This is a genomic window from Vibrio sp. 1069 (genome assembly GCF_033340555.1).
Genome location: NZ_JAWOWP010000003.1, coordinates 279,893 through 305,101, shown reverse-complemented (window position 1 = coordinate 305,101; position 25,209 = coordinate 279,893). Strand labels below are relative to the sequence as shown.

The window sequence follows — 25,209 nt, the reverse complement described above, 5'->3', positions numbered from 1 at the left end:
AGTTCAGTGAAAATTACTTCTAGATAATTAAATTAATTGTGAAAACAGTAAAACTGAAGTTAACAATAAATTTACAATCTCCTCATTCTAGTGATAAGGAATGTATTGGATGCTATTACACGAATCAGTGACCCAATTTGCTAATGGGAAAGAAGAAAGCACGCAAAGTGCTCAGCGCCAAACCGCAAACTGCGTAGTGATGGTGCCACCGAAAGAGTTTCGTTTTAATGAAGAAACCGCACAAGATAATGAGTTCCAACATAAAGTGTCACTCAGCCAAGAAGAAGTCTCGCGTAGAGTGATGGCCGAGTTCGCGAGTATGGTAGCAACGCTGCGTCAAGAGGGCGTTCAAGTTGTTGAGTTTGATTATCCAGCTTCAGATGTTGCGACGCCAGATGCGGTATTTCCAAACAACTGGTTTAGCACTACGCCAGATGGCACGTTGTACACCTTTCCAATGGCCTGTGAAAACCGTCAAAAAGAAGTGCGTCCTGATGCGCTTGTGGCGGCACTAGCGCAAGCTGGGCGAGAAGTTCATCGACGTAGCAGCCTAACTGAATATCTTGATGAGCAAGCGTATTTAGAAAGCACGGGTGTGATGGTCTTTGACCACTTAAATAAAACGGTCTACGCCGCACTTTCACAACGTTGTGATCGTCTGGTTTTAGAAGATTACGCCGATCGTATTGGCTATGAACGAGTGATTTCTTTCCAAACTCGTTTGCCGTCTGGTGCGCCGATTTATCACACCAATGTGATGATGGCGGTTGGCGAACAGTTTTGCGTGATTTGTGACGAAGTGATCCCAGAATTTGAGCGTCGTTTTGTAATGAAGTCACTCGCCAAAGACAAGCAAGTCATCTCAATTTCGCTTGATCAGATGAACCAGTTCTGCGGTAACATTCTGCAACTGGAAACGATCAACGGCGACAAGGTGATTGCGATGTCGCAATCGGCGTATGATGCATTCTCACCAGCACAAAGAAAGCAATTGGCAACGCACGGTAAATTGCTGCCATTCGACGTTTCTACCATAGAATCTATTGGTGGTGGTTCGGTTCGTTGCATGTTGGGTGAAGTGTTCTTACCGAATCGTAAAGCTGTGCTTTAATAAACTGCACATTTCTTTTCAGCCGCAGTGAAAGGCTGACGAAGCGTTCTCTTCAAGGGTTTTTAGCCGTTAGCTCTGTGGCAGTACAGACTAACGGCTTTTTTGCGCTTTTTTGTTTTCTGAAGATTTGCATCGGCGCCGCTTGGTTTAAGCGCCTAAAATAGGATGGTTCACCTAACAGATTGTGGTAAAGTCCGCGCCTGCGTTTTACCGCATCTTCATTGTTTTTATTGCCTCTTCAACCAAAAGTACAAGGTTTCGCTAATGCCATTTTCTACTCTCTCATTGAGTTCTGAGCTGATTCACGCACTGCCAAAAGACTTCAAGAAACCGACCGATATTCAAGCGTTGGCCATTCCTGAGCTGTTGGCTGGTCAAGATCTATTGGCTTTGGCAAATACAGGCAGCGGCAAAACCCTTGCTTATGGTTTGCCTTTGTTGGAAAAGCTGGGTGTCAATCCAGAGCAAAAAGCGCTGATTCTTGTGCCAACTCGTGAGCTGGCAATGCAAGTGAGTGAAGCAATTAACCAAGTTGGTCAAGTTCTTGAACTCAACGCAGTGTGTTTGTGTGGCGGCGTTGATAAAGAGCAACAACAGCAGGCGCTAGCGACAAATCCTCATATCCTTGTCGCGACGACAGGTCGTTTGGTTGATCTGGCAAACAACGGTTTAGACTTAAGCAATATCCATTACCTAGTGTTGGATGAGGCCGATCGTCTGTTGGATATGGGCTTTTGGCCTGACGTGCAAAATATTGCGGGGCTGATTTCAAACCAGCGTCAAACCGCAATGTTCTCGGCGACGTTTTCAGATGATTTGAAGGGTAAAGCGAAGCTGCTTATGCAGGCACCAAAGCAAGTTGCAGCGCATCAAGAAAACAGCACGAATCAAGACATCGTTGAAACGTTGTACATGGTCAATAAAGGCAGTAAAACCAAGGCATTGATTGAACTGATTCAAAAAAACGCGTGGACTCAGGCGTTAGTCTTTATTGGTGCGAAAGAGAATGCTGATGGCTTAGCGAAAAAGCTAAACAAAGCGGGCATCTCAACCAATGCACTGCATGGTGACAAGAGCCAAGCAGAGCGAGAAGAAGCACTGGCGCAGTTTAAATCTGGGCAAATTCAGGTGTTGATTGCCACTGATCTACTAGCGCGCGGCATTCACATTGAGCAATTACCTGTAGTGATCAACTTTGAACTGCCAATGCATGCAGAAACTTATGTTCACCGAGTAGGACGTACCGCTCGCGCAGGCGAACAAGGTGTGGCGGTGTCATTGGTTTGTCATGGTGAAATGGACGCACTAAACGCGATTCGTCACCTGACTCAACGTGCATTGCTAGTGCAAGATCTGGTTGGTTTTCCAGTAACGGATAAGCCATCAACTGGCGAGAGCAAACGCGCGCCACGCGATAAAAAAGCCAACCGCCGAACTCATGCTAAGAAGAGCATTAAGCAGTTCCAAGGTAAGTCGAAACGCCCAGCCCCGAGTGCGAAGTAAACCAAAAAAACACGCTCTGGCGGCATAGTTGGTTCAGAGCGTGGCTTAAAATTTTACTTTGGGGTGTTAACTCACAGTTGGGCCAACCAAGCGCATTTCCCAATCTTCAACTTCGCCGGTTTCTAGGCGGCGCTCGACCAGCTTGCCCCAAGACTCGACTAACGGCAGCTCAGACAGCTTAGTGAGTTCTTTTCTATCTAAACAGCCAGTGAAAACCGCACCCATGATACGAGCCAATGGCCATTCTGGATAAGGTCTTTCGCACAGAATAATCTCGTCACCTGCACCGATATCGCCTTCTTCCAGCACTCGGAAATACCAGCCTGTTCGAAGCGTATCTTGCAGTCTTCTCGCCATGTCGTGTTGGTCAAAGCGTACGTTAAGTTTCCAACAAGGCATGCGACCTTGCGACACTTCCAGTAGTGTTGAGCCGATGCGAATTTTATCTTTCAAGCAAATCGTGGATTCGGTGACGCTTTCGGAGCTGATGTTTTCGCCAAAGCCGCCGGCGGATTGGAAAATTGGTCTTTCGCCTAATTCTTGTTGCCAGATTGGGTAGTGTTCGCTTGGGTAAATATGAAGCGCTTTTTGAATGCCACCATGAAAGCGCGGATCACCTTGCTCATCACTGATAAAACCGAGCTCTGTTGCATGCTGGCGCTCAGGCAGCACTTGTTTGTTGATTGCGCTTTGCGCACCATGAGCATAAGGGACGGTTTTCCCTGCTAGCACTGCTTTTACGACGCCGATTTTCTTCATGTAACCTCCTTATTATTTGAATGAGAGATAAAGTGTTTACCTTCATTCGCGATGCGGAGCATGATAGCCTAGTAAACTTGTGTCGGTGTAGGGATGAAAAGACAACTAACAATGCTAACTCGCCAAATTGATTCGAAGTCAGGCGTCGTCACCTCCAATAAGATGATGGACGCGAATCCCCATTCTCCTGTTTTGGTGAAAACCATCGACATGCCAAAAGGTTACATTGATGCGCTGCATCAACACACTTGGCATCAAATCATCTTTCCTATCAAAGGGTTATTGCAAACACAAACGGAGCATTATCAGCATTTGGTTCCGCACACCTCTGCGTTATTTGTTCCTGCGGGTGTTCAACACGAGTCGATTGCTCTAAGCAACACGATATTTGTTGGTATTTACCTCAACCCTGAGTTTGGCGCAACGTACGAGCCACAAGTGAGAACCATTGCTTTAACGTCGTTTTTAAATGAGCTTTTACAAGAGATCCGCAGACAGTGTGAAGGTGAGACAAGCCACGAAGAAGTGCTGCATTTGCTGGCGGTGCTGCATGATCAAATTTTGAAACGCAACGTGCAGACATTTCAGTTATTGCTGCCACAAGACAGACGACTAAAACTGATTTTCGAGCGACTGACTGACGAGCCAGCGTTGAGCTGTTCGCTAAAAGAGTGGGGGGAGAAAATTGGGGCGTCTGAGCGTACTTTATCACGGCTGTTCGCCAAGGAATTCAACACTTCATTTCTACTTTGGCGGCAACAAATTCGGCTAATTTACTCGCTTTCTTTGTTAGATGAATCGTTGTCAATCCAAGCCATTGCAGACCTAGTGGGTTATCAAAACGACTCATCCTACATCAAAGCATTTAAAGCCTATTTTGATATGACGCCACAACAGTTTAGAGTGAACGGCGCATCGCGCAGGTAGAAGTACAGAGTTTCGACTTCACTTAATGCTTTTGAGTAGAAGTTACGAAACTTCCTTCTTGAATTTCAATTACATGGTATGAATAACAATGGCACCAACGATAAATACTCGAGTGAATCAATTCTGTTTTGGTCAACCCAAAACGTCGCTGTCGTTGGAAAAAGAGCCCCTCAAACCGCTTGCTCAGGGCAAGGTTCGGGTGCGACTGGAAGCCACCAATATTAACCCAAGTGACTTGCTTTCCATTCATGGTGTTGGGCAATACCGCCGCGTTCACGTACCACCTCGCGTGCCGGGGTTTGAAGCGGTTGGGCGTGTGGTGGAAGTCAGTGCTGTTGGTCAAACTGGCTTTCAAGTTGGGCAAAAAGTGTTGGTGGCGATGAGTGGGACTTGGCAATACTACATCGATGCTTCGCCCGAGAATCTTTTTCCGTTACCTGAAAGTTTGGATAACGGCTATGCCTGCCAGTTGTACATCAACGCGCTAACCGCGTGGGTGATCACCACTAAAGTAGCTAAGTTGAACAAAGACGATGTGGTGATCATCAATGCAGCAGGGTCAGCGATCGGTAAGATATTTGCCCAGCTCGCCCATTCACTGGGTTTTGCACTGATTGCTGTGACCTCAAAGCGAGACGAGTATCCGTACGATACCATTCCAGTGTTGGACGCGAAGAAAGACTTACTAGCGCAGCTGCAAACGCGCCAACTGCCACAACCAACGGTCGCTCTGGACGCGATAGGTGGTGAGGCTGGCACGGATCTCATTCGTACCTTGAAAGAAAACGGCCAATACATCAACTACGGAACATTGTCGTTAACGCCTTATACGCCTGAGTTTTTTGAATCGATGAAGGCCAACAACATCGACTTTAGTACATTCTTTTTGCGGTATTGGGAAGAATCGGTAGGTAAAGGCGGGAGAAAGACGGTGTTCGCTGAAATGTTAGAACATTTTATTAGCAGCGACATAAAGTTAAACGTTGCATATGATCTGCCGTTAGAGGACTTTCAAACAGCGATTGAAATGGTTGAGCGACGCTCGTCAGCAGTGTCAGGAAAAATCATTTTGACGCTGTGAATTACAGTGAGCCTGTTGAGAAAAGGGAGGATAAAATCCTCCCTTTTTTATGGGTTTACTTGTAATGATTGGGCTATTTTAGATGGAAGATTTGCTCTGTTTCGAGAGATGTCATCGCACGTACTTGACGCCAAATGTAATAAAAAATACCGAACATCATCAACATACTTGGGATGGCAATCATTGGGTAACTGTACAGCGTCATTTTTCCTAACTCTTCGTTAAAGGCAGCAGTACCAGAAGGGCTAGTCACAATCCAAGTCGCAAGGAAGTAGTTCATTGCAGATGAGAACGCAAAAGTACTTGCAAACAGGTAGTTAGAAGACATAAGGCAACGTTCGAACGCATCGGTTTTACCATTTTCTTTTAAACGTTGGTTAATCAACGCGAGGTTCAACACAGTGTCATTCAGTACTAACTTCTGCATCAGCGGGTAGCGGGTAAACGTTGAACCCAAAACCGCTAAACCGATCAGGCCAGGAATCAGGGCTTCTTTTAGTGCTAACCAGCGTGTATCAAGCTCTAACAAGCCGATGCCACCAGTTAGTAGAACACTGATAAAGCCCAGAGCAGAAATAAAGTTAAATTTCTTGTTACGGACAAGGTCCATACCGCCATAAATGATAGGAAATAGCAAAGCGACAACCAGCGCCATTGCTGTCCCTAGATGCTCATCGCCACTAAACTTCATCAAAATGAAGGAAGGGATAAATACGTTGAAAAGGATTTCAAATAAGGGATTCGGCTTTTTCGCCGTCGTGTTACTCATAATGTTTTACTGACTCTACTCTATGTCGGCTGTTATTGTACTTTGACAAGAAGTGTTCATCTAGTCGCGCTTGATGTAAAGCGTTAAAGCGTCGAGTTGTGTAACGACTTATGAAATAGACCGGAGCATAGCCAGTTAGTTTACATGATTGACTACTTTTTGTGTCTTAATGACTCTCCTTCTGTGCGATGATCTGATTACGCGCTCTGAATAATCGAGTCGCCACTGTGTTGTGGTTGAGCCTCAAGGCTTGGGCAATTTCATCATGATTCAACCCAGCCACTAAGCTCAAGAGCAACGGCTCTCGGTATTTGGGTTCGAGAATCATCATTTGTTTTTGAAGCCAATCTTGGGCCATGTCGTAGTCACTGCCAGGGTAGGTTTTTGTCTGTATTGCGCACTCATCAATGTCGACAAAATCGTACTGTTTTCTATCAAAGCGCCGAGCATTCTCACGACGCAAAATAGTAATGAGCCAAGACTTCGCGGCGTTGGGGTCATTTAATTTATCAAAGAATCGCCACGCTTTCAGAAAGGTTTCTTGCGCTAAATCTTGAGCAAGGTGGTGATCTTTGCATAACCAATACGCGAGACGGTAGATCTCTTGGTATCGCTCTTTCGTCAGTGCTTCGTAACGTTTATGTTTTTCCATAGCATTAAGATAAAAAGTTTGGAGAGCACGTTGTGTCTGCCAGATGAACGACAACCCTTTTTATCGCTTTTACAGTGATAAAAAGGGTTGTTCGATTAGGAAGACAAATTCGAAGAGTTAACCTTCCAAATATCGAAGGGTGACTCTGATTTTTTTCTTACACGCTTAAAATGGTTGGTTGGAAAAGCGTGAGTACTGGATGGCATCTGCGACTTCCTGAGCTTTAGACTCTGAAGTCATAAGGTGAAGTAGCTTAAGAGCAGCTTGATAGCTAACTAGACTACCGTTCGAAGTGATAACGCCATCATCAATGACAAAATTCTGGTCGACTTGTACTTTGACTGCTGGGTAATCTCTTTGAAAGCCGTTTTCACCTCCGGCCCAAGTTGTTGCTTTTTTGCCGTTTAAAAGGCCAGCTTCGGCTAACAAATACGCGCCAGAGCAATTACTTGCCATCCAATCTGCCGCCTTTGATGTCGTTTTAATAAAGTGAATGAGATCTTTATTTTCGATTAGTGCATCCATGTCATAGCTGGATGTTAAAACCAATACGTCGAGTTCCGGCAGATCACCAATCCAAGCATCCACACCAATTTTTAATCCTTCTTCAGTGGTGATGGTTTTCTGATCTGAGACGGAAATGGTGAGCACGTCATAATCACTAAACCAAGTGAGACGACTTGCGACGCCAAAGACCTCTAAAGGCGCAGTAACATCAGAGGTCAGTACGCCATCGTAAACCAGAATACCAATTCGTTTATCTGCGGCATGTGCTGTTTGAAGCACCCCAAAGAATAGGACTAGTGTTGCTATCAATAGTTGTAGTGCATTCTTCAATCCGTTTTTACCCATGGTTTTTTCCTCGCTAACAGAGCATCAAGTTATTGAGGTTCATTATATTTAGGCTAATTAGTGATTGAAGAGCCACTTGGTCTTTACTAAAGTGAATAAAATTCATGAATAGAGTTCATTGGTTATATGGATAAGATACGGTCCCTACGATTTTTTATTGCCACTTTAGATGGCGGTAGTTTTGCTGCGGCTGCCAAAGTGTATGGCACTGACCCTTCGACCGTGAGTAAAGCCATACATCGTCTTGAAAGCGATTTGGGTATACAGCTTTTTCAACGTTCTACGCGACAGAGCCGCCTGACAGAAGCTGGTCGTAGGTACGCAAATACTGCTAGGTTTGTACTGGAGGAGCTGGCGGCATGTGAGGATTCATTAAAAAGTCACAATGATGCGCTTTCAGGGCAGCTTAAGATTAATGTGCCAGTCTCGTACGGTCGCCTCTATATTCGTCCTTTATTAAAAGAGTTTTGTCGCCGCTACCCTAACATCACTATCGATATTCATTACGATGACGCCTACGTTGATATTATTGAGCAAGGTATTGATGTGTCGATTCGCTCTGGTGTCGTTCACGATAGTCAATTGATTGTGCGTCAGCTGAGCCCTATCGATTTTATCATTTGTGCCAGTCAGGATTACTTAGCGCGCCATGGTGTTCCGAGTGGCCCGGATGTATTCAATGACCATTCTTGGGTTCGTTTTCGTTTTAAACAAACGGGGAAACTGTTGCCGATTCGGATGCCAGAACCAGACGGTGCGAGTGAATATGACCCCGAAAGAAACTATATTGTAAATGACGGTGAATCCATGGCAGAGCTTTGCGCAGAAGGCTTAGGATTAACTCAGATCCCTCATTTTATCGCGAGAGACTGGCTTAAAGCGGGGCGTTTAGTGCCGATATTTCCGAGCATGCGCCAAGCAGGAAATGGCGTGTATCTTCTCTATGCCAACCGGGAATATGTGCCTGCCCGAGTGAGGGTGTTCATCGATTTTATCACTCAAGCAATACAGGATATGGATGAAACGCCATTCCATACTTGGGCTGAAACGTTGCCGATTTATCGACCGAACCAAGGCGATTGAAAACTTCATGTGAGTCTTTGGTTAAAACCCCCTAAGCTATATGGTGCTTTTATTGGTTTTTGTTAGTTTATTGGTCGTTATTATCGAAAAGCGCAGTTTGCTCTTCGTCACTCATAAAGGAAAGACAATGCCAACTAAGATCTTAGTGCCTGCTTTGGCCCTACTTCTCAGCGCATGTGGCGGCGATGGGGAGTCGTCAGCCCTAGCAGAAAGCGGCTCACAAAACACAGGTTCCACATCGTCACAAGGCACATTTGCCGAGCAGATGCTTGCAGCGGTCAACAGCGCCCGCTCTACTACACAACAGTGTGGCGCAACCACCATGCCACCTGTAGGGGCCCTGACTTGGAGCTACGATTTGGAAAGCGCCGCTTATCGACATTCAAGCGATATGGCGAACAGCGATTTCATGAGCCACACAGGCTCTGATGGCAGCAAAATGTCAGATCGAGTTAACGCAACGGGTTATGCTTGGAGCGCCATTGGTGAGAATGTCGCCGTAGGGCAAAGCACCATTAACGCCGTCGTGAATGCTTGGTTATCGAGTGAAGGTCACTGCCTTAATATCATGAGTGCGGATTTTGATCAGATGGGCGCGTCGCTTGTCGAAAATCACTCTGCACGTTACGGGTATTACTGGACTCAGGTTTTTGCCAAACAGCGCTAATGCGATAAAGAAGCCCGATAGATAAAAAATAAAACGCCAGCAGTCACTATCTGCTGGCGTTTTATTATTTACATCTCTTTTAGCTTGTCAGGTTACGAAGTTTTGGGTCATCCGCCAGGTATTCAACAAATTCAATCTCAAAACCTGCAGGGTCAACAAAATACACATTTTTGCGATATGGTTCATCAGCACCAGGTTGGGCAATCGGATAACCTGCATCGGTTAGTCTTTTGATGATTGCATCGACGTTGTTGGTCACATAAGCAAAATGCGCTAGCCCAACTTGGTGCCCGCTCAACTCGCGGTTTTCTCCTTCGCCGTGGTCACTCATGGCTATGTATTGATACTCGTCGCCAAAATGTAGCCAGTTTCTTGGTTTGCCACTCCATTCGCCTTTACCTTCATCACGCACGTACCAATGTGGAAATGCAGTTTGGTAAAACTTCAGCATTTCAGGGATATCTTTCACGACTAAGTTAATATGTTCTAGTTGGATCATGATGTGCTCCTTTTTGTCATTTTCTAGCCAACGATGAATATGCTAAAACCTCAAGTTAAGTTGAGGTAAAGGGCTTTTTTAAAATTTTTTAGGGTGACCCCGTATTTAACTTAGAGTTCGGGATGTGGATGGCTTTAGAGTAGGAGTCAACAGGTTGCGTATAACGGACAGTTTGAAAATAGTTAGTTTATAGATGGAAATATATAATACTGTCATTTTCAAGAATATTAGACTGCTTTTGTAGACTTACTAATAAGCATTTTAACAACTAGATTCATAGTTTATTTTTTACACTTATTTTATTGCAAAGGGTTTGTTTGTGAGTGGTGTGAAAGAAAAATGTGTGTCGATTAAAGAGTTAGAGATTGATTTGCTTAATTCGACAGGTAACCCTAGTTTGGCTAAACAGCAGGCTCAAGCCTTTGCGATTCACTATGCAGGACGAGTAATTGACGCTGTAAAGTTTAGAAAAGGAAATATAAGTAAGGATGATTTGCTGCTGAGTAGACATATACGGTGGGAACATCACAAGAGACATAGTCAAAACTTAGCCAAAAACATGCTTTCGGCAAATCGAGGACCAAAGCCTAGCAATACTTGTGCTCACCATATAGTTCCTTGGTTTGATGATAAAAGCGCGGCCTGCTCTCGTTCGAGATTGCGTTTAGCTGCATGGGGAATAGATATTGACCATGAGGCGAACGGTGTTTGGCTACCTCGTTTCAGGTGTCATATACCTCATGATGGCATTCCAACAAAAGTAGCTCATAGCCAAACACATACTATGGTTTATTATCTCAACGTGGACTCTCTCCTTCGAGATACGATCGCAGAAGGACTTGGTCGTACTGGTATCATTGATACCTTGCGTGAAGTCGGAGAAATGTTACATGATGGGGACTTCCCAGTTAACCGTTTGATTTAAGTAAGCAAAAGATGAAAGTTTTTAAACTAAATCATGATGTTGAGAATTTCCCTTTTTTACAAGAAACTCAACTAGAGATTTCTATACAATACTCGGATGGCGATTTGCGGGAGTTATGTGGTGAGCGTGTCGCTGATGCTTGGATGATTATTGATTTGGAGTGGGTGAGTGATAACCACATGCTTACAACAAAACCTGATTTTGCAATCTGGCGTGCAGGCGAGTTTGCTTGTTCTGAGTCCGCATATAATCAAATAAACGAAGCTCTTGATTCCAGTTGTGAGTTTTTGCCATTACGCGTCGCTGGCGAGCGTTGGTATGCTATAAACATACTCAAAACTTGCGATGCCATTGATAAGGATCGCACTGTGTTAAATGTAAGAGCTAATGGTAAGCCAAGTCGTGTAAAGCGGTTTAAAAAATTAGTGTTGAGTAGTAAATCAATCAAATCCGGAGGCTTGTTCAGGATTGAAAATAACGGAAGCGGTGTTTACTGCAATGATGAATTAGGTGGTTTGTATGAAATTTACCATCGTTGTCAGCTAAAAGGTCTGATATTTGAAGCAGTAGAAACGAGTTAAAGCCCGCAATGTTTCACCCTAAGTGTATTTCGGCAGCTTTATTTTACTCTGTTATTTCTAGTAATAATTTGTTTCCCCCCCCCCCCAAAAAAAAAACAAAAAAGCCAGCAGTTAGTACCTGCTGGCAAAGTCTTTGGGCTTCTAGTTTTTTGATTTTATTTCTTGTTACTCATCGCTGTCACGGTGCCCCGATTGGTTTTCCGGGGAAGAAAACACAGCACCGTGCGCTTTGTGTCCAAGAAATTTGGAGATTAACCTTGCTTACGGATTAGGTAGTCAAATGCGCCTAAGCTTGCTTTTGCACCTTCACCCATCGCAATGATGATCTGTTTGTAAGGAACGGTTGTTGCGTCACCGGCTGCGAACACACCTTCTAGGCTAGTATCGCCACGGCTACCGACTTCGATTTCGCCGCGCTCAGATAGCGCTACTTCTGAATCTTTTAGCCATTCTGTGTTTGGTACTAGACCGATTTGAACAAAGATACCTGACAGTTCAATCTCTTTGATCTCATCTGTGTTGCGGTCTTTGTACTTCAAGCTTGTTACGCGAGTACCGTCGCCTACTACTTCTGTTGTTTGCGCCATCGTGATGATGTCTACGTTTGGTAGTGAGTTCGCTTTGTCGATAAGCACTTGGTCTGCGCGAAGTACGTCTGCGAATTCAAGAACTGTTACGTGTTCTACGATACCAGCAAGGTCGATAGCTGCTTCGATGCCTGAGTTACCACCACCGATAACGGCAGTTTTCTTGCCTTTGAACAGTGGACCGTCACAGTGTGGGCAGTACGCGACACCTTTGTTACGGTACTCTTGCTCACCCGGAACGTTCATTTCACGCCAGCGTGCACCAGGGCTTAGGATGACACTCTTACTCTTCAGCGTTGCGCCGCTTTCAAGTTCGATGTGAATCAAACCATCTTCTGTATGTGCTGCGCCCATTAGCTTCTCAGCTTGTTGCTCAGTCACGACGTCTACGTCGTATTCTTTTAGGTGTTCTGCTAGGTCAGTTGCTAGTTTTGGACCTTCAGTGCGTTTCACCGAAATGAAGTTCTCGATTGCCATGGTGTCCATAACCTGACCACCAAAACGCTTAGCAACAACGCCAGTACGAATACCTTTACGAGCGGCGTATAGAGCAGCTGCGCTACCACCAGGGCCACCGCCAACAACAAGTACGTCGTATGGGTCTTTTTCGCTCAATGCTTTCGCCGCTTTCTCGCTCGCGCCGTCATCCACTTTGTTTAGGATTTCAGTCAGAGACATACGGCCTTGACCGAATAGCTCACCGTTCACGAATACACTTGGTACAGCCATGATGTCGCGTTGTTTCACTTCATCTTGGAACAAGCCACCGTCGATCATGGTTGCTTTTACTTTCGGGTTGATCGCCGCCATCATGTTGAACGCTTGAACCACGTCCGGACAGTTTTGACACGACAGTGAAATGAAGATTTCTACGTCTAGATCTTTGTCTAGTGCTGCGATTTGCTCAATCACTTCTGGTTCTAGTTTGATTGGGTGACCGCCAGAGTGAAGCAGTGCCAATACTAGAGAGGTAAATTCGTGACCCATTGGCAAGCCTGCAAAGCGTAGTGCTGTGCCTTTAGCTGGGTTAGTTACCGCCATCACTGGTTTACGTGCGCTTGCGTTGTCGTCACGTTCAACAGTGATTAGGTCGCTCATCTCTGCGATTTGGTTCGCTAGAGACAAAATGTCATTCGATGCTTTGCTTTCATCTAGACTAACCACTAAACGAACTTCTTCTTTTACATTAGCCAGATATTGTTTGAGTTGTTGTTGGATCGCTTGGTCTAACATAGTTGTTACTACCTTAATTAAAACTAAAAAGTGGTTACTGTAGATAAAACCTGAGGGGGAGAGAGCAAATCAGGCAGAAGGTCGTCAAGGTATCTAACCTGAAGTGCTCTCTAATTCAGTTCTAATCAGAAAAAGGAAATCGGGAACTGATTAGAACTTAAATTTCAGTGGCTTAGATTTTGCCAACTAGGTCTAGTGATGGAGCTAGTGTCTCTTCACCTTCTTTCCATTTAGCTGGGCAAACTTCGCCTGGGTGCGCTGCTACGTATTGAGCTGCTTTCACTTTGCGTAGTAGGTCTTCTGCGTCACGACCGATACCTTCAGCAGTGATTTCCATTGCTTGGATAGTACCTTCTGGGTCGATTAGGAACGTTGCACGGTCTGCAAGACCTTGACCTTCACGCATCACACCGAAGTTGTTTGTGATGTTGCCTGTTTGGTCGCCAAGCATGTAGTACTGAATCTTACCGATTGTGTCTGAGCTGTCGTGCCATGCTTTGTGAGTGAAGTGTGTGTCAGTTGATACTGAATAAACTTCTACGCCACGTTTTTGTAGCTCTTCGTAGTGGTCTGCTAGGTCGCCCAGTTCTGTTGGACATACAAACGTAAAGTCTGCTGGGTAGAAGAAGAATACTGCCCATTTACCTAGAACGTCTTGTTCTGTTACTTCAACGAATTCGCCGTTTTTGTACGCTGTAGCTGCAAATGGTTTGATTTGAGTATTAATCATAATTTACTTTCCTTTGAATGTTTTAAGCTGAGCTGTTGTTGCTTTCGGAAAGTATATTCTCATCGGAGTGTGTTTAAGGAAAATCGCTTGTAACTATCCTATTGATAGCCATTTCCTATTTCACTTGATAGGGAAATCCGATGTAAGTGAGTTTGCTTTGATAGGTTTTATTGAAGATGAACGCAGATTAGCAATAGAGAATACCGATGATTACTTTGAGTAGATCTTCTAGCTAAGATCGAAAGAGCCTGCATCTCGGCAGGCTCTTTCTAATGGGAAATAGGGAAGTGGATGCTTCTATCTTGTTAGCTCAGATTGTCGAGCACTTTGCCACACAACTTCTTCAGCATGATCATTTCATCTAGCTCTAAGGTGATTTTACACATCATGGCGTTTGGCACTGACTTGGCTTGTTCCTTAAGATCACGACCTTGTTCTGTTAGGTTGAGTACGCGAACACGCTCATCGGTTTCACTGCGACCACGCTCTACATAGCCTTTTGCTTCTAAGCGTTTAAGTAGCGGTGTGAGTGTGCCTGAGTCCAAATGCAGTTGTGACCCCAACTCTTTCACGCTGGCACCGTCTTTTTCCCACAGCACCATCATCACTAAGTACTGCGAATAAGTCAGATCAAGCTCGTCCAGCAACGGGCGGTACGCTCGGATCACTGCATTTGCTGCGCTGTAGAGCGGGAAGCAAACTTGGTTTTCGAGTAAGAGTTTATCGTCGTCGGTCATGGTGTTGTCGGTGTAACACTGGCTCATTGGCGTTGCCTACCTGCTCACAGAGAAAGAGAGTTATAAAATAAATTGTGCACAATATAGTTGCAAACGATCTTTACTTCGATATAAGATTGCAGGCAATTAAATTGTGCGCAACTTAAATTAAGAAGGACACTCGCATGACTACTCTATACAAAACTCAAGCTACTGCTTTGGCTGGTCGTAATGGTCAAGTAAAAACAGATGACGGTCTTCTCGATCTAGAGCTGTCATACCCGAAGGAAATGGGCGGCACAGGTGCAGCAACTAACCCAGAACAGCTGTTCGCAGCGGGCTATTCGGCATGTTTCTCTAACGCGATTTTGCACGTAGCACGTGAAGGTAAAGTAAACCTGAAAAGTGCACCTGTAACAGCGGAAGTGGGCATCGGTCCGAACGATAACGGTGGCTTTGCACTAACAGTGAGCCTAGCGGTAGAGCTAGACATGCCACAAGAACAAGCGCTAGATCTAACGCGCATTGCACACCAAGTTTGCCCATATTCAAACGCAGTTCGTGGCAACATTGATGTGGCAGTAACGGTAAACGGCGAAGCAATTTAAGCGGTTTCAACCACTGCACAAAGACAAGAAAGCCTGCAAGTACGCAGGCTTTTTCTATATTTGAAGTAGGAGTCTAAATTTAAACTTAATTTAGTTTGTTCGAAATGCACAGGTATAGTTGGCAAGATTAGGTCAAAATCTACACGAAAAATAGAATGTGATTAGCACTTTCTATTGATTCAAATATTTCGGTCAAACCTGCAGTATAGCTCGGCTGGTTTCGCTTGTTGTTACACCAACGAGGTTGCCGATAGGAGTCATGTGATGAGCACTGAAACGGTAAGTTATCTAAAAAAGAATGCTGCGAAGCTTGAACTGGATGAACCAATGACGATTACGCAAAATGGTAAGCCTGTTTATGTCGTTGAGTCTTATGAAGAACGTCAGAAGCGCGATGAAGCCATTGCTTTAATGAAGTTTGTTAGCTTTGCTCAAAATGATGTTTCGAATGAACGTGTAAAGTCATCAGAAGATATGAAGAGCACGTTAGCAGCACTCAAAGATTGAGTTTGATACGAGCATGGAAGCAAAAGTTCTCTATACACAAACCTTTGAAAATACGGCTGTTCAGAGTATTAACTATTTTTCGAACTGGAGCGCTCGCAACGATGTGATTGATAGATTAATTGCGGTGCAGCAGAGGTTTGAACACAACGTTTTGAATAACCCGTCTATCTATCTCCCTTGTTATGAACTGACAACAATCGGTGTTTACGACATCCGGCAGTTTAGCTTTGATGGATTCAAACTGCTTTACCGAATTGGTGACAAAAATACTATCTATGCTCTCGTGATTCTGAGTGACAAACAAAACCTACAAAACGCATTGATTGACCACTGCATCATGTTCAAATGATTCTATGAGAGACCGCATTAACGCGGTCTCTTTTGCTTTCTGGCTCTAGTGTATTAACGCGACTCTAGCGGGTAAGAGCGGTAGCTCCACATGCCGTAAGTACGCAGTGCATCGCGGTAGATACCAAGCAGCTCGCTATCGCTGGCTTTGGCTAAGTCTTTCAGTGGCTTGTCTGGGTAGCTTACGGTGTCAAAAGTGATGCCTTGTGGGCCAGTTTGCCAGCTTGCGATTTCAAACAAGGTTTGACCACGGCGCACATGGCTCGCTGAGCTGATGATGGTCGCGTGCTTGATGTTATGACGTGCCAATGCGTAGCTGCTGAATAGGGCGTTACCTACCGTGCTGGTGGCGTAGTTTTCTTCAATGATGCGATCTTTGCTGATGCCTTTTTCAATCAGCCAATCTGCCATTAATTTGCCTTCGGTTTTGTGGTTCTTCGGTACACCACCCGTCAACACGATCAACGCGTCTGGGTTTGCTTTCGCCATTGCTAGCGTGGTTTCCAGACGCTCAACCAAGATTTGATGCATTGAACCATCTGGGTTCAGCGCGTATCCCAACGTGACTATAGCGCCTTTGTCATCCAGTTTGCCTTTATCGGCTTTCTCTTTTAGTGGCGTTGCAAGTACGCGGTCTACGGTGTCGAAGATGCGTTGGATATCTGCCGCTTTACCTGCATTGAGCTTCATGAGCGTCGCCATGTGTTTCGCTGATTCTGCTTGGTTGCCCTCAAAGCGTTGCCATACCGCTAAGTAAGCGTGCAAATCCACATCGTCTGGTGCGACAGAAAGAGCTTGTTCAAATAGTTCAATCGCGCGGTCTGCATTCTTGTTGTAGATCTGTGCGTTTGCCGCAGAAATCAGTAGGTCAGTGCGGTACGGCTCAAGTTTGTAGGCTTCTAGTAAGCGGTCGGTAACAATCTCCATGTTGCTCGGCATTTTGGCGGTAAAACCCGCATGCGAGATACGCGCAGGGGATTTGAATGCTTGTACCGCGTCATTCAGCAGTTGGTCGACAACCTGACGTTTGGTGACGATCTGTGAGTAGTCGGCGGAAGATTGGATAGCAGCATCGTTAGCCGCGATAGAGTATGGGGCAGCAGTCAGCGCAATTACGCTACCAAGAGCAATGGCAAGTAAGTTCTTCTTCATGGAACGTCCTAGAGGTGCTGTAGTACCTAGTTTTTATTGTGCCTAGCGTTGTAGGTCGAACGGGGTCGATGGAATTTTTTCAGTCTAGGTTCGCTTCATGAATAATCTGTGAAATGAATCCCAACTCAGCCGAGCAAATGAACGCGCGTGGTCAAAACGCGAAGTAGGATCACGAAAATACTGAGGTATTCGTTCGTGTTCTAAGTAATTGGATTAAAAGATAAACAGCGTTTGGAAGAACGGATTTAAGCAACCAGAGTAAGAAATGAAAAAGCCTGCAACGATGCAGGCTTTTGGTTTATTTGATGGCAGTGCAGAAGCTAACGTCTGCATGGTGCGTTTGTGGGTCAAAGCTGTGGTAAAGTTCAAAGCAAGGACGATCGTCGTTCTCAATACCGGATTCAATCACTTTGCTCATGACATCATCCCACGCTTTTGAGTATTGGCTCGGGTCAGTAATGTGCTGGCGCATCACGGCATATTGACCGCCGGGGAAGTCTTGCAGTTCAATGCCTTTCGGAACTTCGGTATCTTCTGGCACCATCAAGCAGATATCAGTACGGCACTTCTCGTCTGGCGTGATTTCTGGGTTGTCATGGTAGATGAAGATGCAGGTATTGCCTGCCAAACCTTTCATTCCTGCCCATTGATACAGGCGACCTGATGGCTCTTCATAGCCTTGGCCGTAAGGGCCGTTTACACGAATGTAAGCCAGTTTTGCTTTTTCAAAGTTTTGCGTTTCCATTGTCGTGCTCCATTTGGTGAGTTCAGAGCCAGTATATGAATCGCTTGGTGTTACTTCGTTTCCATTCTTGCGCAACGTGTGTCCAATCTTGCTGTTTCGTGCTAATTCAGAAAATTGCTGATAGTTTTCGCAGTCACGAAAGGCTGTAGGTGTGACGCCATAATGTTGTTTGAAGGCTTTGGCTAAGCTCTGTGAGCTAGAAAATCCGTACTCTAGGGCAATGTTCAATACCGGTTGCTTGGATTTGAACAAGTCATCGGCGGCGGCTTCTAGACGTAAACGTCGAATGAAGTCGGCCAGTGTTTCGCCTTGCACGGCTTTGAAGGTGCGATGAAAGTGATAAGGGGAAAGGTTCGCCAGCGCGGCCACTTCTGGTAGGTTGAGCGGTTCATTAAAGTGTTGTTCTAAATAACGAATCACAGGAACCAGTCGTTGGTGGTAGTCGACGCGCATCGGGGGATTTCCTTGTTCTTTTCAGCTTGTATTCTCTGCTCAAAGCCTACCGCAATCCAACAAGCTTGCAAGGGAGCAGGGTGAGAAATGCGTGGCGAGATGCGCGTCAATCAGTCACACTCAACGAGCTGGTGTTTAAGCAAAAACGTTGCGCTTATTATCTTTACTAACCGCTAGGACAATCATGATCGCTTGGAAACAGTCTCTGCCAGAGTACGAATGGCTTATTCATCAAATTTGGTACTTGGAAGTGCCAGAGGGTGAAGTCATTGACCCCAAGCCGCACCTTATTCCAAACCCGCGTGCTCACTTACTCTTTACGCCATCAGAGCAAGACTACAGTTACGATACGGGAGACACAAAGCTTGCTGGCAAAGGCTGCCACTTATTAACGGCTAACGAACATTTGCTGCTGTTGGAAGATACGGCTCCCATCAAGCGTATTGGTATCACCTTTCGTCCAGAGGGTTTGTATGCCATTGAATCACGGTTTAGTGATGCATCCCAAGTTGCAGCAATTAACCAATGCGAATGGTTTGATTGGCTCAACGCGGCGTTTGATGAGCGCTTTCAACAGGGGTTATGGCTGCTAGAGTTGCAAGATTCACCGCAATGTTTGCTGAACTACATCAAACAACATCTAGATTCGTTAGATATCGAACCTTGTTGCACCAAACCGTTTTTGGCGTCACAAAAAGCGGTGTCCGTGATGGATGCTCAAGCGCTACGCTCACCTGAGTTAGCGATGGATATTGATGAGATAGCCAAACAGTGCGCCTGCTCTCGAAGAACGCTTGAGCGCAGTTTCAAACAAGTGGTGGGGTTGAGCGTTAAGCAGTATCAACAAATGGCACGTCTGGAGCAGATGATTTTGACCCTCTACAAGCAACAAGAGGCGATTGATTGGGCGAGCTTCTCCCAGCAATTTGGTTTCAGTGACCAATCGCATTTAATTCGTACCCTCAAACAGCAGCTAAGAAAAACGCCGAGCAAATACTTGAAAAAGCGCGACTTAACCATCGATATCTATGGCGACTTTGAGTCGTAATTCATTGCTAATCAGCCCGAAAGTTGTCGCAAAAATCCAATTTTTCTCTTATCCGCTGAGCTACTATTTTCAGCAGATAACGAGGTAACACATGTCATATCAAAAACTAAAACAAGGCGAAGCCATCCCATTTAACGAATCGTTGACTATCCAACTGATTCAAGGCTCTGATCTACAAGATATTATCGAGATGTTGAACGATGATAAGGTCAATCAGTATCTGTTCTTCGCACCTGCTGACAACAGCCTATATGAGGGTTTCTTTGGCCCTATTATTGAAAATACGGCACAAGCGATTAAAGACAGTGTTTGGCCAGATAGCCCAACGTTCGTGATTCGTGACCAACAAGGCCAGTACATGGGAATGTGTGCAGTGACCGCAGTGATGTTCTTAACTGGCAACTACGAAGTAGGTTATCAATTACCAACTTGTGCATGGGGTAAAGGCGTTGCGACTCGCGCTTGCCAAATGATGACCGACATTGGCTTTACTGAGCTAAACGCCCATAAAGTCAGTGCCGATTGCTACGCTTCTAATGCTGGTTCTTACAAGACGTTAGAGAAAAATGGTTTTACTCAAGAAGGCCGTCAGAAAGACTACTACAAACGAGAGCATGGCTTCGACGACAAGCTTTACTACGGCATGACAGCAGAACAATTCGCGTCTTTAAATCGCTAATAATTAGCTGACAGAAAAGTAGTCAACAACAAAGTAGGAACAAAAAAGGCCGTTAACCCACATGCTCGGGTTAACGGCCTTTTCTATATTCAGCGCTAAATGATTAAGACTTAGTTGCCTTGGTTTTGGCTTTGAAGCTTCTCTTTTGCTTCTTCAACCTTTGAGAAATCCAATCCCAACTCGTCTACGGCTTCTTTGATTAGCGCAGGGTTTTGCATCACTTGCGCCATCAGCATTTGTAGCTTCTCTTGTGGCAGACCTAGTTGGCTGATGGTTGCCATTGCTGCGAGCGGGTTTTGCGTCAGAGTCTGGAAGATTTCGTTGATCTGTTCATCGCTGATGTTGTTCTCTTTCAGCAAGGCGATAATTGGGTTCATCATATTTCCTTTCAATCAGTGTATGACTTGGTTGCCAGTATTTGTTCTAGCAGAATAATTGGGGCTCCCGCGCAATATTTCAATACCCTGTTAGCTCCATATAACCTGTCCCAGAATGAGAGCCCTCAATACGTACTGGGCCTTCCCAATAAAGCACAGAAAGCGGCATTTTCGCGTTCGGGTTGAGTGCAGAAACGGTAAGCTCGATTTGCTGCTTAGGAATCGACACCTGCCACTGGGTTGGATACTTTCGCCCTTGGATTTCTGTTTGATTGGTTGCCTCTAACTGAATGTCTTTCTGTGGGATAGCGATGCCAGAACCATCTTGCTGCATCAGCCTTGCACTGGAGTAACTGGATGATCCGGTTTTAGAATCACGCAATTGGAACACCACCAAGTTGGTGTCGTCACTCAACCTTAGGGCAAACCAGTCCCAGCCTTGTTGTGAGTCGAGTAAGAATTGCGAGCTCCACTCTCGGTCTATCCAACCTTTGCCCGACACTTGATGGGTTTCGCCGTCGATCGTGACCTCACCGGACACATCAATAAACGGTTGGCTGTAGTAATACGAAGCCACCTGACCATCGGCGCTTTTGGTGCTGTAACCTTGCTCGCCTTGCTTTTGATAAGGTGCGCTGCTGGTAAGCGTCAGCGAATAGCCAAACTGTTTGGAGTTCGCCTTCAATGTGGCAGGGAAGAGATCGGTGGTTGAAGAAGTCCACTGCCAATCATCGAGGTAAACCCGAAATGGTGAAGAATCAACGCCGGCGAGAGAGGCTTGATCGCGCGACCATTTTTCATCGGCGTAGTGTTTGTCTGCGGTCGTCACTGCGCTATGCGCCATGTAGATTTGCTGAGTTTGCCATTCGGTTTTCTTTACGCCATCTTCGCCAGTTGGCGGCGCAGCAGCAAAGCGAAATTGTGTCCACTGGACGCCAAGTGGGTTGCCATCTTCATCAATTAAGTTAGCGGTTAAGTACCACCATTCATGACGAAAATTCGGGTGCGCTTGATGGTCTGCCGGGAAGGTGAGTTCATTCCCTTTTTCTACGGGGGTGAATAGGTTGCTCTCGCTTTGCGTATATCCACTGCCCAGCAACGTGCCCATATTTTGTTGTTGGGGATCTTCACAACCGAACAGGAATAAGCTGCTTATGAGTAGAGTAAGTTTGCTTGCCAATCGAACCATCACAACACCTCGCTTTGCAAACTGGATACGACAGGCTTACTGACCAATCGCCACAGCGGAATCAAGGTTGCGATCACTGCCACTAAGATGGTGATCGCCGCAATGCTGAGGGCGTCACTCCAATTCCACAGATAATTTAAGCTCCAACCAAAAGCGCGTAAGGTGACGATGTCTGTCAGCACGTAACCCACCATGGCTCCGAGGGGCAGGGCGATAACCAGAGTAAAACTGACCAAAGCGACGATCTGTCCGACCACCATGGTCATTAATTTACGACGACTAACGCCAAGTGCATACAGCCTTGCAATGGCGGCTTTGCGCGCGTCGAGCAACATAAAACAAGCACTGAACAGACCAATTACCGCGACCATCAAAGTTACGCCGTTGAGTGCGCGCGTAATGGCGAAGGTCTGCGAGAAAATATCCAACGCGATGGATTTGATTTGCGCCTGATCGTAGAGCTGACTTGGGTGCAGATTCAATTGCTCGCGCAGTTGCTCGTATACGATTTGTGGGTCACCTGAGACTTTAATGCCAAGGCTTGTTGGCAGGTCGGTAAAGCCGCTCTCTTGCCATAATTTGGGAGCCAATAACACTTCACCATTGGGTGAGCCGTAATCATGGAATATCGCACCCACAAGCAGGTTCTTATTTGGAACGGCATCAAGCGTGAGCTCGCTACCCAGTGATAAACCCAGTTTGACCGCGGTTGGTTCACTGATCGCGACTGACTCACCTTGGTAAAAACGCTGCCAGAAGTTCTCCAAATGCGATTTGAACACCATGGTTTGCTCTAAGGTGTCTTTGTCTTTGGTACCAAGCAAAATCGGTAAGCCTTGCAGGTTATCGTCGACATAGTATTGCTTGTAGACGGTCTCAACATTGTCAAACTGCTCTAACGCGTGCTCTATATCAGCGATTTCTCCTTGCGCAGGACTGACGTAAATATCGGCGTGCAGCCTTTGTTCTAACCACTGTTTTAGGGTGGACTCGAAGCTACCCACTAGCGTGTTCATCCCCATATTGGCAGTAACGGCGAGTAGCAGCGCCATCATGGCGAGAGAAAGCGGAGAAATCAGCTCGCGCAGCTCAGCAAACAGATACTGCATCAAACCGGAAGTGGTGCGTTTTTCACACCAATTGGCTAAGACGCTGAGTGTTTTAGGTAGATACAAAGGAATCGACACCACAAGCACGCCGAGCCACGCCATGGTAAAGCGATGATGCTCACTCGCTGTTTAAAGTGCTGCCAACATGCCAATAGGGTTGCGGTTAACGTGAGTAGAAGGGCTTGCGCCCACCATTGCCACTGCCAAGTGCCGGGCAGCAGTGTCGCGCCATAAAGTTGTTCTAGAGTCAGTGCCACGGTCGGATGTAACCAGTGGCTAAGCTGCATGCCCAATACAAAACCGAGGGAAGCGCCGATGGTAACGAGAATAGTGAGTTCAACTAACAGCGCAGAGAACACAATGCTCGGCGCAACACCCGCTTGTTGAATTTGCACTAACAGCCGATTGCGTTTAAGCAAGCTGTACTTTACGCCGTTGTAAGCGATGAACAGCCCGACTAAAAACGCGAGTAAGCTCATTGCCGTGAGGTTGAGGTGAAAGCTGTCGGTCAGCGAACCAAGGTCGGTACTTTGATTATTGGCAATCCATTGTCCTTGCTCACCAATAAGGTTCTGCCAATTTGCTTGCGTGTCTTTATTCCCTTTATCACCCGAATGGAAAACCGCAATGTAACTGAGCTGTCCTTGTTTATTGAGCAGTTGCTGGGCAAAGCCAATGTCCATCAACATTCGGCTACCTAACTGCCATTCGTCAGGTAGCACCACCACTTGGGTTGGAATGTCGTCCAGAGTTAGGGTTTCTACCTCTCCTAAGTTTTGATGTTGAGATTGGCTCATCATCACGATTGGCTTGCCGGCTAAAAGCTCAGGCAAAGGTAAAGCACTATCGAACAAAGACACGTTCTGTTCACTATCTGATGAATAGCGAGAACGTGAAGAGATAGCGGCAATCAACTCGCTACCTTGTACTGACCAGCGTCGACCTTGTTCGTCTCTCACTCGCCCTTCGATTACAGGTAGCGCTGTACTGAGTCCGTTTTGTCTAAGGGTGAAGTAGAGCGATTCGGGAAGGTAGTTTTGCCCTGCTGGTGGAATAATTACGTTCTGAGCTTGTGCGCTAAGCTGCTCGGTAGACTCCGCATAACTGCGCTTGGCATTGAGGTTGATGGCTTGCACCGCAACAAACAAGGTCACAGCCAACACGATACCGATCAGAATTGCGGCGGCTTGCAGTGGCGCCTGCCGATAGTGCGCTGCAAACAGATTCAGGGCGAGTCGAGTATGAGTGAATCTGTTGTTTGATGGCTTAGTTTGCTTCATGGTGAAGCTCATGTTTGTTTACTTGATGGCTGTTCTGTAGCTGACTGTTATCCAATCGCAGCCGTGCTTTCATAAATTCAGCGCATTCATGGCTGTGGGTCACCAAGAGCACGGCGGTATTGCCTTGGGTGGTGATTTCACTCAGCAGTTTCATCACTTCTAACCCTGCTTTTTGGTCAAGGTTACCTGTGGGTTCATCAGCAAGTAGCAGTTTAGGTTTGTGTGCTAAGGCGCGCGCAATAGCGACTCGTTGTTGTTGACCACCGGAAAGGGTAAAAACATGTCTATCGAGCAGTTGGCTGATGCCCAGAGTCTCGACCAAATAATCGCACCAGTCGTTCCATTTCTGCTGATTCAAATGCAGAGGGAAGGCGATGTTTTGCTGCACGTTGAGCGGCGTTAATAGATTGAATTGCTGAAAGATAACACCGAGTTTTTGGTGTCGAAATTGGCTCCATTGTGGGTCTTTCCAAGCCGCTGTGTTATCGCCATCTAACCACAACTCACCTTCGGAAAGTGGCTCAAAGCCAGCGATGACATTGAGTAAAGTACTTTTGCCGCTACCACTTGCGCCCGTTAGCGCAACACTCGCTCCTGTGTTCAACGTAAAGTCGACGCCTTCTAACACGCGATGTGTTTCTTTGCCATCAACAAAGCTTTTGCTGGCGTGTTTGAGTGTGACAAGTGGGCTTTCCATTTCCTCTCCCTGTATTCAAAAGGTGTCGTTTCTTTTGGCAATCACTATTGCAGTTAGTTCTCTAGAAACTTTAGACAACAATTAGATAAAAACAGCGATTTACATCGAGTTTAGGGTCTGTTGACCTTTCGAGCTGATTTTTGCAGCGAATTGTTGGGTGTTTGTGCAAGGCAGAAGCTTTGATGTGTAGTTAGCCTACATGAAAAAGCTGATAACGCAGGAGAAATGAACAACAAACGCTGCCCAAAGGGTTCGGCTAAAATCGTTCTATGCTTTGTTAAGGAGTATTTACTTAGAATGCTAGGCTACACACTCCTTGCCTCGCCTAAAACGATTTTATCT

The 25,209-nt window shown here is 45.8% G+C and carries 26 protein-coding genes and 1 pseudogene; 13 read left to right on the top strand and 14 right to left on the bottom strand.

The genetic code is table 11. The features are described from left to right. Nucleotides 1-109: 109 nt before the first annotated feature. Nucleotides 110-1,111 (top strand): arginine deiminase-related protein, encoded by a 1,002-nt coding sequence (locus tag R7040_RS07395; RefSeq protein ID WP_213967523.1) that lies wholly within the window; start codon nt 110-112, stop codon nt 1,109-1,111. Nucleotides 1,112-1,375: 264 nt separating this feature from the next. Then, on the top strand, nt 1,376-2,614 hold the full coding sequence (locus R7040_RS07390) for a DEAD/DEAH box helicase (RefSeq protein WP_054575374.1): 1,239 nt from the start codon (nt 1,376-1,378) through the stop codon (nt 2,612-2,614). A 66-nt stretch (nt 2,615-2,680) separates the two neighbouring features. Here the strand turns inward: R7040_RS07390 and R7040_RS07385 are convergent, their stop codons facing one another. After that, on the bottom strand, nt 2,681-3,373 hold the full coding sequence (locus R7040_RS07385) for an MOSC domain-containing protein (RefSeq protein ID WP_054575375.1): 693 nt from the start codon (nt 3,371-3,373) through the stop codon (nt 2,681-2,683). A gap of 111 nt (nt 3,374-3,484) precedes the next feature. On the opposite strand from R7040_RS07385, the gene R7040_RS07380 reads away from it, so the two are divergent. Together R7040_RS07380 and R7040_RS07375 are read left to right on the top strand one after the other, a co-directional pair. Then, nucleotides 3,485-4,300 (top strand): AraC family transcriptional regulator, encoded by an 816-nt coding sequence (locus R7040_RS07380; RefSeq protein WP_054575376.1) that lies wholly within the window; start codon nt 3,485-3,487, stop codon nt 4,298-4,300. An 88-nt stretch (nt 4,301-4,388) separates the two neighbouring features. Next, nucleotides 4,389-5,381, top strand: coding sequence for a zinc-dependent alcohol dehydrogenase family protein (locus R7040_RS07375; RefSeq protein ID WP_318081162.1), 993 nt, complete (start codon nt 4,389-4,391; stop codon nt 5,379-5,381). Between the two features lie 73 nt (nt 5,382-5,454). Here the strand turns inward: R7040_RS07375 and R7040_RS07370 are convergent, their stop codons facing one another. The 3 genes from R7040_RS07370 to R7040_RS07360 form a co-directional block, all read right to left on the bottom strand. Then, nucleotides 5,455-6,150 carry a VC0807 family protein gene (locus R7040_RS07370; RefSeq protein ID WP_005383527.1) on the bottom strand — a complete coding sequence of 232 codons (696 nt, stop codon included), beginning with the start codon at nt 6,148-6,150 and terminating at the stop codon, nt 5,455-5,457. Nucleotides 6,151-6,316: 166 nt separating this feature from the next. Then, entirely contained in the window at nt 6,317-6,847 is a 531-nt protein-coding gene (locus R7040_RS07365) for a sigma-70 family RNA polymerase sigma factor (protein ID WP_256913744.1), read from the bottom strand. A 120-nt stretch (nt 6,848-6,967) separates the two neighbouring features. Continuing rightward, the gene (locus R7040_RS07360; protein ID WP_005374612.1) at nt 6,968-7,654 is read right to left on the bottom strand and encodes a DJ-1/PfpI family protein; all 687 of its coding nucleotides are present in this window, start codon (nt 7,652-7,654) and stop codon (nt 6,968-6,970) included. Between the two features lie 126 nt (nt 7,655-7,780). Between R7040_RS07360 and R7040_RS07355 the strand changes: the two genes are divergently transcribed. Both R7040_RS07355 and R7040_RS07350 read left to right on the top strand, forming a co-directional pair. Continuing rightward, nucleotides 7,781-8,737, top strand: coding sequence for a LysR family transcriptional regulator (locus R7040_RS07355; protein WP_017820076.1), 957 nt, complete (start codon nt 7,781-7,783; stop codon nt 8,735-8,737). 127 nt (nt 8,738-8,864) lie between these two features. Beyond that, a complete protein-coding gene (locus tag R7040_RS07350; protein ID WP_213895992.1) occupies nt 8,865-9,404 on the top strand; it encodes a CAP domain-containing protein in 540 nt (179 codons plus the stop codon). Between the two features lie 79 nt (nt 9,405-9,483). Here R7040_RS07350 and R7040_RS07345 read toward each other — a convergent pair whose 3' ends face one another. After that, on the bottom strand, nt 9,484-9,903 hold the full coding sequence (locus R7040_RS07345; RefSeq protein WP_005374615.1) for a VOC family protein: 420 nt from the start codon (nt 9,901-9,903) through the stop codon (nt 9,484-9,486). Between the two features lie 319 nt (nt 9,904-10,222). Here R7040_RS07345 and R7040_RS07340 point away from each other — a divergent pair, with 319 nt between their 5' ends. Then, the gene (locus tag R7040_RS07340; RefSeq protein ID WP_198039125.1) at nt 10,223-10,828 is read left to right on the top strand and encodes an AHH domain-containing protein; all 606 of its coding nucleotides are present in this window, start codon (nt 10,223-10,225) and stop codon (nt 10,826-10,828) included. An 11-nt stretch (nt 10,829-10,839) separates the two neighbouring features. Beyond that, a complete protein-coding gene (locus R7040_RS07335; protein WP_064355010.1) occupies nt 10,840-11,409 on the top strand; it encodes an imm11 family protein in 570 nt (189 codons plus the stop codon). Between the two features lie 251 nt (nt 11,410-11,660). On the opposite strand, the gene ahpF is transcribed toward R7040_RS07335, so the two are convergent. The 3 genes from ahpF to R7040_RS07320 form a co-directional block, all read right to left on the bottom strand. After that, on the bottom strand, nt 11,661-13,229 hold the full coding sequence (ahpF, locus tag R7040_RS07330) for an alkyl hydroperoxide reductase subunit F (protein WP_318081161.1): 1,569 nt from the start codon (nt 13,227-13,229) through the stop codon (nt 11,661-11,663). A 172-nt stretch (nt 13,230-13,401) separates the two neighbouring features. Further along, entirely contained in the window at nt 13,402-13,959 is a 558-nt protein-coding gene (ahpC, locus tag R7040_RS07325; protein WP_005374632.1) for an alkyl hydroperoxide reductase subunit C, read from the bottom strand. Nucleotides 13,960-14,264: 305 nt separating this feature from the next. Then, a complete protein-coding gene (locus R7040_RS07320) occupies nt 14,265-14,723 on the bottom strand; it encodes a MarR family winged helix-turn-helix transcriptional regulator (protein WP_005383518.1) in 459 nt (152 codons plus the stop codon). Nucleotides 14,724-14,860: 137 nt separating this feature from the next. On the opposite strand from R7040_RS07320, the gene R7040_RS07315 reads away from it, so the two are divergent. The 3 genes from R7040_RS07315 (at nt 14,861) to R7040_RS07305 (ending at nt 16,139) form a co-directional block, all read left to right on the top strand. Further along, nucleotides 14,861-15,283 (top strand): organic hydroperoxide resistance protein, encoded by a 423-nt coding sequence (locus R7040_RS07315; protein ID WP_045484294.1) that lies wholly within the window; start codon nt 14,861-14,863, stop codon nt 15,281-15,283. A 264-nt stretch (nt 15,284-15,547) separates the two neighbouring features. Beyond that, nucleotides 15,548-15,790, top strand: a complete 243-nt coding sequence (locus R7040_RS07310; RefSeq protein WP_064355009.1) for a type II toxin-antitoxin system Phd/YefM family antitoxin — start codon at nt 15,548-15,550, stop codon at nt 15,788-15,790. Nucleotides 15,791-15,803: 13 nt separating this feature from the next. Further along, nucleotides 15,804-16,139 (top strand): hypothetical protein, encoded by a 336-nt coding sequence (locus R7040_RS07305; protein ID WP_064355008.1) that lies wholly within the window; start codon nt 15,804-15,806, stop codon nt 16,137-16,139. Nucleotides 16,140-16,192: 53 nt separating this feature from the next. On the opposite strand, the gene R7040_RS07300 is transcribed toward R7040_RS07305, so the two are convergent. Then, nucleotides 16,193-17,290: a YdcF family protein gene (locus tag R7040_RS07300; protein WP_017634518.1), complete on the bottom strand. Its 1,098-nt coding sequence runs from the start codon at nt 17,288-17,290 to the stop codon at nt 16,193-16,195. Between the two features lie 298 nt (nt 17,291-17,588). Continuing rightward, nucleotides 17,589-18,488 carry an AraC family transcriptional regulator gene (locus R7040_RS07295; RefSeq protein WP_020195560.1) on the bottom strand — a complete coding sequence of 300 codons (900 nt, stop codon included), beginning with the start codon at nt 18,486-18,488 and terminating at the stop codon, nt 17,589-17,591. Between the two features lie 184 nt (nt 18,489-18,672). Here R7040_RS07295 and R7040_RS07290 point away from each other — a divergent pair, with 184 nt between their 5' ends. Continuing rightward, nucleotides 18,673-19,536 carry a helix-turn-helix domain-containing protein gene (locus R7040_RS07290; RefSeq protein WP_064376333.1) on the top strand — a complete coding sequence of 288 codons (864 nt, stop codon included), beginning with the start codon at nt 18,673-18,675 and terminating at the stop codon, nt 19,534-19,536. Between the two features lie 91 nt (nt 19,537-19,627). Further along, the gene (locus R7040_RS07285; protein ID WP_053350154.1) at nt 19,628-20,215 is read left to right on the top strand and encodes a GNAT family N-acetyltransferase; all 588 of its coding nucleotides are present in this window, start codon (nt 19,628-19,630) and stop codon (nt 20,213-20,215) included. Between the two features lie 110 nt (nt 20,216-20,325). Here the strand turns inward: R7040_RS07285 and R7040_RS07280 are convergent, their stop codons facing one another. The 4 genes and pseudogenes from R7040_RS07280 to R7040_RS07265 form a co-directional block, all read right to left on the bottom strand. Next, on the bottom strand, nt 20,326-20,592 hold the full coding sequence (locus tag R7040_RS07280) for a DUF2999 family protein (protein WP_038135740.1): 267 nt from the start codon (nt 20,590-20,592) through the stop codon (nt 20,326-20,328). Between the two features lie 79 nt (nt 20,593-20,671). Next, nucleotides 20,672-21,781, bottom strand: a complete 1,110-nt coding sequence (locus R7040_RS07275; RefSeq protein WP_213967521.1) for a lipocalin-like domain-containing protein — start codon at nt 21,779-21,781, stop codon at nt 20,672-20,674. Beyond that, a pseudogene (locus R7040_RS07270) lies at nt 21,781-24,170 on the bottom strand (FtsX-like permease family protein). Before R7040_RS07270 ends, R7040_RS07275 begins: the two are co-directional and overlap by 1 nt. Continuing rightward, complete coding sequence (locus R7040_RS07265) at nt 24,157-24,867, bottom strand: ABC transporter ATP-binding protein (protein ID WP_182016050.1); 711 nt, start codon at nt 24,865-24,867, stop codon at nt 24,157-24,159. Before R7040_RS07265 ends, R7040_RS07270 begins: the two are co-directional and overlap by 14 nt. Nucleotides 24,868-25,209: the final 342 nt, after the last annotated feature.